Below are 13,352 nucleotides of genomic sequence, written 5' to 3' on the forward strand. Positions count from 1 at the left end.
TTTTTGTGGCTGATCATTCACGCTCGTCGGAAAGTCAGGCTGATGCGCCGCCGGCCCAGCAAGGGATGATTGCCTTCTGCCAGCGGCATGATGCCGTGAAAGCACAGCCTGGCCGGGCCACCGAACACCAGAATGTCGCCATGCAGCAAGGGGATGTGCTGGCAGGGATTGTTGCGTTGCAGGCCGCCCAGCATGAAGCGGGCCGGCAGGCCGAGCGACAGGGTGACGATGGGATGGGAGAAGTCGCGCTCGTCCCGGTCCTGGTGCAATGACATTTTGCTGCCTGGTACATAGTTGTTGATCAGGCAGGCATTGCTGTCGAAATCATTGAAGCCAGCCTCCGCCGCCCACTGTCTGGCCAGGGCGGCAAGTTGTGTCGGCATGGCCGGCCATGGCAGACCATTGGCCGGATCGGTAGCGCAGTAGTGGTAGCCGCCGTAAGCGCTTACCCAGCCCAGCGTGCCGCAGTTGCTCATCGATACGGACATCGTCCTGCCGCCTGGCGTCTGCATCTGGCGTAATGGTGCTTGTTGCAAGATGGTTTGCACTTGCTGCCAGATCAGGCTGGCGCTTGCTTGGGCATGCCCGGGCAGGTGGATGACGCCGTCGCGGATCTGCTGCGCAGGGCGCTGCCAGCTGTCTGGAAAAAGATCATCCTGCATGTGCATGTATCCTTGTCATTCATTGTCCTCCTCACGTTCCAGCAGCGCCTGCTTGCGTGCCAGGCCCCAGCGATAGCCAGACAGTTCTCCATTCTGGCGAATCACCCGATGGCAAGGCACGGCTACCGCCAGGGTGTTGGCGGCACAGGCTCGGGCAACGGCCCTGGCGGCACTGGGTTGGCCTATTTTTGCTGCCAGTTCGGCATAGCTCATGGTCTGGCCTGGCGGAATGTCGCGCAGTGCTTGCCATACACGTTGCTGAAAAGCGGTGCCGCGAATGTCCAGCGGGAGATCCAGCCCCTGACGCGGGTTGTCTATCATCGCGATGACGGCGGCCATCTTTTGCTCAAATACCTGTTCATCTCCCTGTAAATCGGCATGGGGAAACTGGTCCTGCAATTGTTGCAGCAGTGCCCCCGGATCATCGCCAAGGAAAATGGCGCAGATGCCAAGCTGGCTCTGGGCAAGCAGGATGGCACCCAGGCTGCACTGTGCAATGGCGAAGTGAATGGTGGTCTGGCTTCCTCCCGCACGGTAATGGCCTGGCGTCATGCCCAGCCGATGACGTGATTCCGCATAAAAGCGGCTGCTGGATTGATAGCCGGCATCATAAATGGCATCGGTGATGCTGGGGGCAGTTGTCAGCTGTTGTTGCAGTTTCTGGTGGCGAATTGCCATGGCATAGGCATGTGGAGTCAGGCCGGTGATGTTCTTGAACAGGCGATGGAAGTGGTAGCGGCTGATGCCTGCCTCTGCCGCCAACGCCTGCAGGCTGGGTGGGACATCCGTGCTGGCAATGTGCTGACAGGCCTGTGCAATCAATGCGGCCTGCCGTTGCCCGAGGGAAGGCTGATCTGGGGTGCAGCGCAAGCAGGGGCGAAAGCCGGCGGCGCGGGCGGCTTGGCCATCAGCAAAGAACAGCACGTTTTCCGGTTTGGGTAGCCGCGACGGACAGCTTGCCCGGCAGTAAATCCCGGTGGTGCGGACGGCATAGACAAAGCGTCCATCTGCCGCCGGACTGCGTTGCAATACTTGCTGCCAGCGCGGGTCTTGTTCTGTGCAGGGGCGGTTTGGGTGAGCGGGTGTCATGATGAGCGGCTTTCCTGTGAGGGTGATTTACTGTGCCAGCAAACACCAGTGCAGACACCCTGTGGATTGCGCTTGAATTCTAGCAGCGGATGGCAGCGCGCCGTGCAGAAAAAAGGCCTGCATGATGCAGGCCCGAAAGGATTGACTGACTTGAGGGAAAGCTGGGAAATCAGAAGCTCTTGGACAGGCCGATCAGTTCGCCATTGCGCGCGCTGCCACCCGCTTGCGGCTTGTCATGCGACAGCTCGATGTAGGCCATGGTGCGCTTGCTCAGGTTGTAATGCAGCAGCAGGTTGACGTATTTCTCCGTGCCTTGTACCAGCGCCGGGGAGTTGTCTTTGCGCACCCCGGTTTGCAGGCCCAACTGGGTATTGCCGATGGTGTAGTAGGCATAGAGCGAGGTAGCGTTCACCACGCTGTCATCAGCCAGCTTGTTACGTTGGTATTCCACCGCCAGTTCCAGCGCATCAATCGGCTTGTAGTTGGCAGTCAGGTGTAGCTGGCGGTTACTACCCAGTTGGCTGGTGTTGTTGGCATTGCTATTGGTGGTGTTGCTGGAAGCACCATAGTTGGCGGAAACCGTCCAGTTGCCGCCACTGAAACCTGCCAGTACCGAATAGCGATTGGTGCCGCTATTGCTGGTGGTCTTGTTTTCATCGGTGGAGAACTGCACGCCACCATAGAAGCCACCCAGATTGCCCGGCAGGTCGTAGCGCACCATATTGTTGCCGGTAACGCCACCGTACCAGCCCAGGTGGTTGTCCGGGCCGGCCCAGACGCTGTAATCGAATTTGCCGTCTTCCACGTTGCCGGTGCCCTTGCCGGCGCGAATCATACCAAAGCTGCCTTTCAGGCCGACGAAGCTGTCATCGCTGGCAAAGATATTCGCCTGCTTGCCCATTTCGTCATAGCCGCTGCCGGTAGGGGAAAAGCGGTTGTTCACCTGGAAGATGGCGCTCAGGCCGTTACCCAGGTTTTCTTCGCCATTGAAGTTGATCTGGCCGCGGCCTGCCACATTGGTGGTGGATGCCGCTGCGGGATTGGTGGTGTAGCCCCAGGAGCTGTTGGCTGCGGCGCTGTATTGCAGTACGCCGGCACGGACGAAACCGGAAATGGTCACGCCATCATCCGCATGGGCGTAGCCGGCGCAGGCAGCCATCACGGCCAGGGCAATGTATTTGTTTTGCATCTTGTCTTCTCCAAATTGTCTCGTTTGTTGTTTTGCTACTTTTATTTTGCTTGGTGCTTGCTGGTGATTCCCGACTTGACCACCGCAAAAGCAGGGACATTGTTAATTTCTGTGTCATTGGCGGTCAAACGCATTTTATGTAGTGCATTTGCTACATACTTACACCTATGTATGTAGTAATTTAACTACACAATTTGCTGGTGGAATATGGCGTCTGCTTGGTATTCGTTACTAGTAAATTTCATGAATTCCTTGCAGCCAGCACGATTCCATTTTTGTTGGCAGTGCGCAACACTGTGGCATTTTCTGCTCTTATTGAAGGTATTCTTGAATTTATGCTGCAAGCGCACATTGTGAAATAAAAATAATCCATCACTGTTTTTGATGAAAAAAGCGCTTGGATATGGCGATTTTGTTTAAAGAAAGACAGGTTTCGCCGCCAGGCTGCGGTGTTTTCCCCTGGTTTTGCCCCGATTTGTCGCCTCATTTGCGGGAATCGGTGCAGCGCGGCCTGTGTCATGCGTCCTGCTGGTGCGTGGCATGAATGCATAGGTCTGCGCTGTCGCCACCAAAAAATGCGCAATAAAATTGCGTGTGGAGCGGAATGCCGTGCGGGTTGGGATAAAGCGGCCGCTGGCGGCGCGGCTTTGCCAAGTGGCGGCTGCGTGCCGGGTGCGCAGCCAACTGCCGGCTGCCTGGAACTGGGGAGGTGGAATATAGATGAAAATCCCCTGTGCGCAGGCGGGATCGGGCTGGAGATAAACCCGGCAAGCTGGCCTGCCCTGAATACTTGCCGTATTCTCTTGCCTGCGATGGTGCCGGTATCACCGGTGAAAAGGGAATGCAGTGAAAGGCTGCAACTGCCCCCGCAACTGTATTCGGCGAGGCTTTATTCATGATGTCACTGGTTGACTTGTCTGCATCCACCAACAAGTCGGTGAACCGGGAAGACGAATGAGGCTGCTTGAACCGTAAGTCAGGAGACCTGCCATCCATGTTTGTGATTGCGCTAGTCATCAAGCCGGGGGGCTTGCTGCAGAGTCCGCATCACCTTCATCGTGGGTAATCATCATGCATATCATGGAAGGCTATTTGCCTGCCAAGCATTGTCTTGCTTGGTATTCTGTTTCTGCTCCGTTTTTTGTCGGCGGCGTCTGGCGTATCAGGAAGATTCTTGCCGAGCGCCCTCAGGCCAGAATGAACCTGGCTGCGGCAGGGGCGTTCGCATTCGTTTTGTCTGCGCTCAAGCTACCCAGTGTCACGGGCTCATGTTCTCATCCAACCGGAACTGGGTTTGGTGCGGTTGTTTTCGGGCCTGCCGTCATGGCGGTGCTGGGGGCCATTGTGCTGTTGTTTCAGGCGCTGCTGCTGGCGCACGGTGGCCTGACCACGCTTGGGGCCAATCTGTTTTCCATGGCCATCGTCGGACCCTGGGTCAGCTTTGCCTTGTGGAAATTAGGTCAAAAACTGGGCCTGTCGGTTGCTGTTTCCATGTTTCTGGCGGCTGCGCTGGGTGATCTGGCCACTTATGTCACGACCTCCGTTCAACTGGCGCTGGCGTATCCGGATCCGGTTGGCGGGTTTGTGGCTTCCGTCATCAAGTTCGGTGGCATCTTTGCGCTTACGCAGGTCCCGCTGGCGATTGCGGAGGGCATGTTGACTGTTGTGGTGATGGACGCACTGGCGGGTAAGGTTGCGGATATCAAGAAAGTCAGCATCCTGGCCGGGGAGGGACGCTGAATGTCCAAACCATCTCGCAGCAAATGGCTGTTGCTTGGCACCGTTGCACTGGTTGTGCTGCCTCTGGTTATAGGTGGGGGAAAGTTTACCGGTTCGGATGATCAGGCCAGTGAAGCGATTGCCCATGCGCAGCCTGGCTACAAGCCATGGTTTGAGCCGCTTTGGGAACCACCAAGCGGTGAAGTGGAGAGCCTGCTGTTTGCCTTGCAGGCAGCAATCGGTGCTGGCGTGATCGGCTATGTAATCGGCAAGCGTCAGGGCCTGGCTGCACGCCATGAAGATAAGCATTGACCTGTATGCCCATCTGAGTCCGTGGCGGGAGTGGCCGGTGCGTGAAAAAGCCTTGCTGGCTTTTGGCATGCTGGCGCTGGCCCTTTCCCTGCCACCCTTTCCGCTTGCGCCGTGCATCATCATCGTCATGACCCTGCTGACCCTGCGTGGTGCCAGGGTGTCGCTGGGCGCATGGCTGCGGTTTGTGTCGATACCCGCCGGTTTTCTGCTGACCGCCGGACTCTCCATGATGTTTGTCATCTCCAGCCATGGCATCAGTTATGCACCCAGCAGCCTGCAGCCGGTACTGGGCCTGTTGTTGCGCTCCTTTGCGGCCATCTGTTGCCTGTTGTTTTTTGCGCTCACCACGCCGCTGGGCGATTTGCTGTCAGCCCTGCGCAAGCTGGGCATGCCTATTGAAATCGTTGAGATCAGCCTGCTGATGTACCGCCTGGTTTTTCTGGTGCTGGAGACAGCCAACGCCATGAATATGGCGCAGGCGGCACGGCTGGGACAGCATGACCGCAAGCAGCAACTGCGCTCCCTGGGGCTGCTGCTGGCCAATCTGTTTCCCCGTGTGATGAGCAAGGCCTGCAGGATGGAACATGGCTTGGCGGCGCGCGGCTGGAGTGGTGAGTTTCATGTTTTGCAAGCGGCGCAGCCATCGTCCTTCATTCGTCTGGCGTGGATCAGCCTGCTGCTGGGGCTGCTCTTGCTGGTGGGAGTTTTCTACGCATGAGCACCATTCTCAGGGTGGAACAACTGGGCTTTAGCTTCCCAGGCGATGTTGTGGCCCTCTGCGACATCAATCTGGACATCCGCCAGGGAAGATGCCTGGCTTTGCTTGGGCCTAACGGCTCGGGCAAAAGCACCTTGCTGCAGCATCTCAATGGCAGCTTGCGCCCCGGGCAGGGAACGGTTTTCCTGGGCGGGGAGCCAGTTTCTTACCGCCGCGACGGTTTGAACCGTCTGCGCAGTAAAGTGGGCCTGGTGCTGCAGGATGCCGATGACCAGCTTTTTGCCGCCTCGGTGTTTGAAGACATTTCCTTTGGCCCGCTAAACCAGGGTCTGGACCAGCAAACCGCCAGCAAGCGCGTGGTTGATGCGATTCAGGCAATGGGTTTGGCAGGGCTGGAACAACGTCCACCGCACCTGCTTTCCGGCGGGCAGAAAAAGCGGGTGGCCATTGCCGGCGCACTGGCGATGGCTCCCGAGGTATTGCTGCTGGACGAGCCAACGGCGGGGCTGGATCACGAAGGCATCATGCAACTGATCGACCTGCTGGATAAGCTGATGCAGCAAGGCATCACCATCGTGTTTTCCACCCATGATGTTGACCTGGCATGCCGCCTGGCCGATGACATTGCCTTGTTTTGTGTCGGCCGCTTGATTGGCTTTGGCGAACGGGGCCGCATCCTGCAGGACCGCCGCCAACTGGCAGCCGCCAAGCTGCAGCCGTCTTTATTGCTACAACTGGTGGAATTTGCCATCCGCAGCGGTTTGCTGGCGGCTGATATGCCGCTGCCGCGCAGTGACAAGGAAATCATGGCGCTATTGACCGGCAGCGGCAGCCTGGCCTCCAGCGCCGCTGGCTAGATCCAGACGCCGGCAGCGGCGTAGCCAAACGCCGCCAGATTCCCGCCATAGGCCAAGCCCGCTGCCGGCTCAGTAGTCGAATTTCAGCTGTGCATAGCTGGTGCGCTGTGGCATGGGGTGGTAGGCAAAGCTCTTGTCGTTGTTGAGATTGTCCACGCCCAGCGCCACGGTGAACTGGCGGTCCAGCCGGTAGCTGATGCGCGTGTCCATGATGAGATAGGCACTGTTGGCACCATATACCCCGCCATTGATCACCGTGTTGCCCACATCCGAACTCTGGAAGCTGCTGTAGCGCGCGGCCAGCGAGTACGACAGCTTGTCGCTCTGGCGGTAGCTCAGCACTGCCGTGGCACGCCAGCGCGGGATGCCGGGGAAGGGATTGCCCACCGAGGCCGGGTTATTGCTGTTGGCGCGGATTTGCGACTTGGCATAAGTGATGTTGCCGCTGAAATCCAGCCCGCGCAGGCCGATGTCGGTTTGCTCGAAGGCCACTTCCAGCCCGTTGGTCACTACCCGGTCAATGTTCTGGATATTGGTGACATTGGGGGTGACGGTGGTGTTGGTCTGCGACAGCAGGGCATCGCTTACTTGCTCGCGGAAGGCGGTCAGGCGCAGGGTGCCGCCTTGCAGTTGGCGCGTGGCGGTGACTTCGCCGGTATCGGCCCGCTCGGCTTTCAGATTGGGGTTGTTGTTGACGATGGTATTGCTGCTGGGCACTGAACCCTGGAACAGCTCGGCCACGGTCGGGGTGCGGTAGCCGCGGCCATAGGCGGTACGCAGCGACCATTTATCGTTCAGGTCCAACACCACCGCGGCCTTGGGCGAGAAGAACTGCTGGCTGCGCGCCGGGTCGTGGTAGGTGTTCTGGCCGCTGCTGGTGGCCCCACCAAAGGCAGACCACCACTCGTAACGCCCACCGGCAATCAGCTGCACGCCGGGTTGCAGCCGCCAGCTATCCTGGGCAAACAGGGCGTGAATCTGGGTATTGCCGACAAAGGCGGCGGTCTGGCTGCCCTGCGTGCCGGACTGCCAGTCGCTGGTGGCATAGCTGTGGCTGTTCAGCGCGTAATGGTCGTAGTGATAGCCAAAGCGTAGCTGGTGTGTGCTGGCCAGGCCGCCGTCAGGACGCCAGTCGCCTTTCAGGTCCACCGTCTGCCAGCCGGTGCCGGCCAGGTCGCTAATGGTGCCGGCACCGGTCAGCCCGGCAGTGGCGCTGCGCTGCCTGTCCTTGCTGAAATCATAAATGCTGATATTGCCCTGCCAGTCCCAGCTGCCGTCAGTGCTGGTCTTGAAGGACAGCGCGTTGAGCAGGTGTTCCTGCTGCTTTTTGCTGGGCTGGAAGGCATTGGCCAGATTGTATTTCTGACCGTCAATGCTGACGATGCCGGTGTAAACCGGATTACCGGCAGCATCGCGCAGATAGCTGTTGACCGACACCGTGGAATTGTTTTGCCAGTAGCCCAGCGTGTAGTTGAGTTTCAGCGTCGGGGTAAGGTCGTAGGACAGCTTGAGGTTGGCATTGTCCTGTATCGAATGCTCGGCACCGGTGGCACCGACAATCAGCCGTTTGGCACCGGTGGTGTCCACATCGCTCACCGCACCGCTCACCGTGGTGGCCGCGCTGGCACCAGTGTACTTGTTGGGGTTGGCGGCAAAGCTGGCCGGGTGGCCCAGGCTATCCAGATGCCCGGCTTCAATCATCCAGGCCAGCCGGTCCGCGCGGCTGCCCAGCATGGCGGCATTCTTGCTGCCGGTGAAATGCTGGCTGGTCTTGTACTGGCTGAAGCTTTCGTCAAACAGGGTGCTGCTGGCATGGGCTTCGAATTTGTCCGGCATGCGCGTGCTCAGCACGATGACGCTGCCAATGGCGTTGCCCGGATATTCGGCCGAGAACGGGCCGTAGATGGCATTGACCTGGCTGATTTCTTCGGGGCTGACCAGGTTCCAGCGCGGCGGGTAGGCGTAGCTGTTGCCCAGCAGGTTGGACAGCAGGATGTCGTCGGCATACAGCAGGGCACGGGCGCTGCTGGTCTGGCCGGAGGTGCGGGTGGCGATGATGCTGTTCTGGTCGCCAATGTAACGGCGGCGCACCTGGACATCCGGCAGGTATTTCACCGTGTCTTCGGTGCTGGTGACATTGGTGGTCTGGGCAATCCTGTCGGCACGCATGCTGCTGGTGGTGGCGGGCAGGTTGTCCGGCAGGCTGCTGTCGGCCTGCGATTGCACGGTGACTTCGGCCAATTGCTTGTCGGTATTGTCGGCATGGGCCAGGCTGATCTGCCCCAGGGCCAGGGTGACGGCCAGTACCAGCCGGTTACGGGAAAACGCTGCGCAGTGTCTCATCAGGAAGGCTCGCTCTTGTTTTGAAGACGTCAGATTTTGTTAAGCGGCGTGGATGATGCCCGGCGCGTATCCCGGCTGGAATGCGACCAATTGCCGCAGTAAGGAACTTTGCCTGCTGCGGCAATTGGTCGCACGGGGTGGGCGTGGAATCCTGCTAAGGTGGCACCCGGATAGGCAGGCGCGGTGCTTGCCTGACAGCAGGGGAGAAGAGTGGGTGCCTGTGATTGAGCCCGCGGCCAGATGCAAGCCCGAGCGCACCGTGATTGTGCTGGTGGTGGTTCTGCTGCATGGCGGCCTTGCCAGTTGGCTGGCCAGCTTGGCGCAGATGCCGCCTGCCCGCACCCTGGCCACCAGCATTGCGGTGCAATGGCTACCCGCCCAGCCGGTGCCGCTGCCTGCTGTGGCCAAGTCTGCTGCTGCCATGCCGCAGCAGCCCAGCCACCAGCCCCGCCATCAAGCTGCGGCAAAGTCCGCCCCAGTGCGGCCTGCGCCCGTGACTCCCCAGCCATCATCCCCGCCGCTTGCCCAGGCCGTGCAGACCATCCGTGCCACGGATGCCATGGCCACGCATCAGGCTGCGTCAGTGGCAGCCCCGTCGCCCAGCCCGGTCGAAGCGCATTCGCCGGTCAGTACCGAGCCTGGTTTCAGTGCCGACTACCTGCACAATCCGGCACCGGCCTACCCCGCGGCCGCACGGCGCAATGGGGAAGAAGGCAAGGTGTTGCTGCGGGTACACGTATCGGCGCAAGGGCAGGCTGAAACCGTGGAAATCCACCGCAGCAGCGGATTCATCCGGCTGGACGAGGCCGCCAGGGAGACCGTAGCCAACTGGCGCTTCACCCCGGCGCGGCGTGGCGCAGTGGCCATTGCCTCCAGTGTGATCGTTCCCATTACTTTTCGCCTTGGCCATGCATGACCAGGGCAGACTCATCGCAAGGACACCTCATGGATAAACAACTGGGTCTGGCCCATTTCTGGCAGCAAGGGGATGTGGTATCGCATGCCTTGGCCATCATTCTGTTACTGATGTCGGTTGCCAGTTGGAGCCTGTTGACCATCAAGCTGCTGGAACAGTGGCGTGTGCGCCAGGCCCTGCGTCATGCCGTGCCAGCCTTCTGGCAGGCCGGCAGCCAACAGGCCGCCCAACAGGCGTTGCTGGCACACGATGGCAGCGGCCTGGTGGCCGGGCTGGCCGCCGAGGCCGCGCAGGCGGCGCAGGCCTATGCCGCCAAATCCGGCCTTGGCCTGGGTGGAGAGCTGGATGCGGGAGCGTATCTGGGACGCATGCTGCAACAGGCTTTGCTGCAAGCGCAGTCGCGGCTGGAGCAGGGCCTCACCGTACTGGCCTCCATTGGTGCCACCGCGCCCTTCATCGGCCTGTTTGGCACGGTGTGGGGCATTTATCACGCCTTGATCGGCTTGTCCGGCCGCAGCCAGATGACGATAGACCAGGTGGCCGGCCCGGTGGGCGAGGCGCTGGTCATGACCGCCATCGGCTTGTTCGTCGCCATCCCCGCCGTGCTGGCCTATAACGCCTGCACGCGCAGCAACCGGCTGATGCTGGCCGGCTTGGAAGGTTTTGCCCATGGCCTGCATGCCTATCTGGTGGCCGGGGTCCGCCAGTACCAGACCACTACACCAGCAGCGGCTGCCCGACAAACTGCCGCTGCCGCCCGCGGAGTGTGAACCATGGCATTCAACGGTTTTTCCACCTCCAGCCAACTGGGACAGCCCATGGCGGAAATCAATACCACCCCGCTGGTGGATGTGATGCTGGTGTTGCTGGTGGTCTTCCTGATTACCGCACCACTGTTTCAGCAGGCCATCGGCATCGATCTGCCCCGCACGGTGGCGACCCAAGCCACCGCGCATCCGCAGGTACTGCAACTGACACTGGCACGCGACGGCAGCCTTCACCTGGACGGCCAGGGCATCAGCCAGCAAGCCCTGGCCCAGCGGCTGCAGGCAGATCGCGCAGCCAAAGCGGAACTGCAACTGCAAGCCGATCAAGCCACGCCTTATCAAGCCATTGCCGCCGTGATGGCGCTGGCACAGCAGGCAGGTGTCAACCGCATCACCTTTGTCACCCAGCCACAGACGCACTGAGGCGCCAGCCAGCACATGCGGCTACAGATTACTGCAGCAGCTTGCCGGCAAGCAGGCCCCACCTGTGCTAGCGCATTGCCTCTGTTTTGCGCGGCACGCCGGTAATCCGTTCTTCGGTGAGTCATCGGTGCATGTCCAGTCTCCGGGCGCGGTTGATTGGGGGCTGCCTGTCCGGCAGTGAAGGGCCATCCATCCTGTACCTGTGCGGGCGGGGCTTTATGAGCAGCCTGTCCGGCAGTGAACTTCAACCATGGATTATTCGACGGCACTCTAATTTTCTGAGCTGCCTGTCCGGCAGTGAACCACTCGCAGCATTCTGGAGTTAGCACAATGATTTTCTGAGCTGCCTATCCTGCAGTGAACGTGAGCCCACCCCCGGCCATGGCGCTGATCAATTTCTGAGCTGCCTATCCGGCAGTGAACCAAATAATCGAAGCGGCAATGAAGGCCTCTCATTTCTGAGCTGCCTATCCGGCAGTGAACTCCGCACCTGCTGGTCAAGTTGTCCAGGACAATTTCTGAGCTGCCTATCCGGCAGTGAACGCGTGGCCAAACAGGTGGATGGCGCGCGGGATTTTCTGAGCTGCCTATCCGGCAGTGAACGTGGTAAACCCGTCGCGCTTGCAGGGGCTGTTTTTCTGAGCTGCCTATCCGGCAGTGAACGCGTGGCCAAACAGGTGGATGGCGCGCGGGATTTTCTGAGCTGCCTATCCGGCAGTGAACCGGCACCCCTCCCGCGCCTCGGCTGCGGCGATTTTCTGAGCTGCCTATCCGGCAGTGAACTGCCTTCAAACTTGAACGTGGATTTTTTTGCCTTTCTGAGCTGCCTATCCGGCAGTGAACTTTTAAAAAATGCAGGCAAGGGTTTTCTTTATTTTCTGAGCTGCCTATCCGGCAGTGAACGAGGAGGGGGCCTTCGGCTCCCTTTTTTATTATTTTCTGAGCTGCCTATCCGGCAGTGAACTGAGCAAGCAAGCGCTGAGCGGGTACCTCAACTTTCTGAGCTGCCTATCCGGCAGTGAACGATCGGCAGGGCTGCAGTTGAATTCACACCATTTTCTGAGCTGCCTATCCGGCAGTGAACGCGGCCAGATAGCAGAATGAATGCCCAGCGAGTTTCTGAGCTGCCTATCCGGCAGTGAACACTGCCCGTCAACTGCGCGGCCTGGAAGGCTGTTTCTGAGCTGCCTATCCGGCAGTGAACCACTGGGCAATACCGCGATCAACTCCTTGCACTTTCTGAGCTGCCTATCCGGCAGTGAACGGCGAAGTCGTGAAGGAATTTGGCATCGACAATTTCTGAGCTGCCTATCCGGCAGTGAACACGCTTGATCCAGCGTTTGATTGCCGCAGTCATTTCTGAGCTGCCTATCCGGCAGTGAACATCATGCCACTGGCCGCTATTGGGCATGGCAATTTCTGAGCTGCCTATCCGGCAGTGAACCTTTGATGCGGCCAGCAATCAACGCGCGATTGTTTCTGAGCTGCCTATCCGGCAGTGAACAATCCGTTTCCTCAAATACTTGGAAATTGAATTTTCTGAGCTGCCTATCCGGCAGTGAACCTGATGTGAAATGTCGCAACTGCAATGGAACCTTTCTGAGCTGCCTATCCGGCAGTGAACTTCATTCATCCCATGCGACTACCGCGAAACCTTTTCTGAGCTGCCTATCCGGCAGTGAACGTTTTGTACTCGTATGCATTGGCCTCGAATATTTTCTGAGCTGCCTATCCGGCAGTGAACTGCGGGGCTTTGGCGATCATGGCTGCGTATATTTTCTGAGCTGCCTATCCGGCAGTGAACCCGCTGTCAGAGGTGATCGCCGGCTACCAAAATTTCTGAGCTGCCTATCCGGCAGTGAACGCATCCAGGCTGTCAGTCTGCCATTGGTGCAGTTTCTGAGCTGCCTATCCGGCAGTGAACCATTTAGAAGGGTCATCGATGCCAGGGGAAGATTTCTGAGCTGCCTATCCGGCAGTGAACACCATTACTGATCATAGTGAATGACTTTGCAATTTCTGAGCTGCCTATCCGGCAGTGAACCAAACTCTTGAGTAGCCGCCACTTGAGCAACTTTTCTGAGCTGCCTATCCGGCAGTGAACCAGGGCATGGAGATCATCGCGGCGGCTCAAATTTTCTGAGCTGCCTATCCGGCAGTGAACGGTATGCCGAATAGCTTTGTGGCACCCAGCAATTTCTGAGCTGCCTATCCGGCAGTGAACGCCCTGCTTCCCTGCTTCAGCCTTCGCCTGTTTTTCTGAGCTGCCTATCCGGCAGTGAACGTTTTGTATCGCGTCCTTGAGACTTGTAATCATTTCTGAGCTGCCTATCCGGCAGTGAACAACACCGATGCAC

Annotated in this window: 12 protein-coding genes, 1 CRISPR repeat array and 1 riboswitch (1 of these 14 running past the window's edge); of the genes, 7 read left to right on the forward strand and 5 right to left on the reverse strand. The window is 59.1% G+C overall.

Features of this window, described 5'->3' with window-relative positions:
- Positions 1–17: 17 nt before the first annotated feature.
- From alkB to DLM_RS22895, 4 genes are all read right to left on the reverse strand, one after another.
- Complete coding sequence (gene alkB, locus DLM_RS01950) at positions 18–662, reverse strand: DNA oxidative demethylase AlkB (protein WP_089085036.1); 645 nt, start codon at positions 660–662, stop codon at positions 18–20.
- A gap of 15 nt (positions 663–677) precedes the next feature.
- Positions 678–1,751 (reverse strand): bifunctional DNA-binding transcriptional regulator/O6-methylguanine-DNA methyltransferase Ada, encoded by a 1,074-nt coding sequence (gene ada, locus DLM_RS01955; RefSeq protein ID WP_089085035.1) that lies wholly within the window; start codon positions 1,749–1,751, stop codon positions 678–680.
- Positions 1,752–1,920: 169 nt separating this feature from the next.
- Positions 1,921–2,940 carry a porin gene (locus DLM_RS01960; protein WP_089085034.1) on the reverse strand — a complete coding sequence of 340 codons (1,020 nt, stop codon included), beginning with the start codon at positions 2,938–2,940 and terminating at the stop codon, positions 1,921–1,923.
- A 241-nt stretch (positions 2,941–3,181) separates the two neighbouring features.
- Entirely contained in the window at positions 3,182–3,460 is a 279-nt protein-coding gene (locus DLM_RS22895) for a hypothetical protein (protein ID WP_145985748.1), read from the reverse strand.
- A gap of 276 nt (positions 3,461–3,736) precedes the next feature.
- Positions 3,737–3,948: riboswitch (cobalamin riboswitch) on the forward strand.
- A gap of 63 nt (positions 3,949–4,011) precedes the next feature.
- Here DLM_RS22895 and DLM_RS01965 point away from each other — a divergent pair.
- Genes DLM_RS01965 through DLM_RS01980 form a run of 4 tightly spaced genes read left to right on the forward strand, consistent with a single transcriptional unit; the run spans position 4,012 to position 6,546 of the window.
- Complete coding sequence (locus DLM_RS01965; protein WP_089085033.1) at positions 4,012–4,680, forward strand: energy-coupling factor ABC transporter permease; 669 nt, start codon at positions 4,012–4,014, stop codon at positions 4,678–4,680.
- Positions 4,681–4,971 (forward strand): energy-coupling factor ABC transporter substrate-binding protein, encoded by a 291-nt coding sequence (locus DLM_RS01970; protein WP_089085032.1) that lies wholly within the window; start codon positions 4,681–4,683, stop codon positions 4,969–4,971.
- Positions 4,955–5,689 carry a cobalt ECF transporter T component CbiQ gene (gene cbiQ / locus DLM_RS01975; RefSeq protein WP_089085031.1) on the forward strand — a complete coding sequence of 245 codons (735 nt, stop codon included), beginning with the start codon at positions 4,955–4,957 and terminating at the stop codon, positions 5,687–5,689. Before DLM_RS01970 ends, cbiQ begins: the two co-directional genes overlap by 17 nt.
- Positions 5,686–6,546 carry an energy-coupling factor ABC transporter ATP-binding protein gene (locus DLM_RS01980; RefSeq protein WP_089085030.1) on the forward strand — a complete coding sequence of 287 codons (861 nt, stop codon included), beginning with the start codon at positions 5,686–5,688 and terminating at the stop codon, positions 6,544–6,546. Before cbiQ ends, DLM_RS01980 begins: the two co-directional genes overlap by 4 nt.
- A 69-nt stretch (positions 6,547–6,615) precedes the next feature.
- On the opposite strand, the gene DLM_RS01985 is transcribed toward DLM_RS01980, so the two are convergent.
- Positions 6,616–8,889, reverse strand: coding sequence for a TonB-dependent receptor (locus DLM_RS01985; protein WP_089085029.1), 2,274 nt, complete (start codon positions 8,887–8,889; stop codon positions 6,616–6,618).
- A 220-nt stretch (positions 8,890–9,109) separates the two neighbouring features.
- Between DLM_RS01985 and DLM_RS01990 the strand changes: the two genes are divergently transcribed.
- From DLM_RS01990 to DLM_RS02000, 3 genes are read left to right on the forward strand one after another with little or no spacing between them, the layout of a single operon-like run.
- Positions 9,110–9,805: an energy transducer TonB gene (locus tag DLM_RS01990; RefSeq protein ID WP_167467022.1), complete on the forward strand. Its 696-nt coding sequence runs from the start codon at positions 9,110–9,112 to the stop codon at positions 9,803–9,805.
- A 29-nt stretch (positions 9,806–9,834) separates the two neighbouring features.
- Positions 9,835–10,575, forward strand: coding sequence for a MotA/TolQ/ExbB proton channel family protein (locus DLM_RS01995; RefSeq protein ID WP_089085027.1), 741 nt, complete (start codon positions 9,835–9,837; stop codon positions 10,573–10,575).
- A 3-nt stretch (positions 10,576–10,578) separates the two neighbouring features.
- Positions 10,579–10,995 (forward strand): ExbD/TolR family protein, encoded by a 417-nt coding sequence (locus tag DLM_RS02000; protein WP_089085026.1) that lies wholly within the window; start codon positions 10,579–10,581, stop codon positions 10,993–10,995.
- A gap of 215 nt (positions 10,996–11,210) precedes the next feature.
- Positions 11,211–13,352: a CRISPR direct-repeat array (repeat unit 28 nt; unit sequence TTTCTGAGCTGCCTATCCGGCAGTGAAC) (it continues 287 nt past the right edge of the window).

Origin of the sequence: Aquitalea magnusonii, assembly GCF_002217795.2 — a bacterium.
In the GTDB taxonomy this organism is placed as follows: Bacteria; Pseudomonadota; Gammaproteobacteria; order Burkholderiales; family Chromobacteriaceae; genus Aquitalea; species Aquitalea magnusonii_B.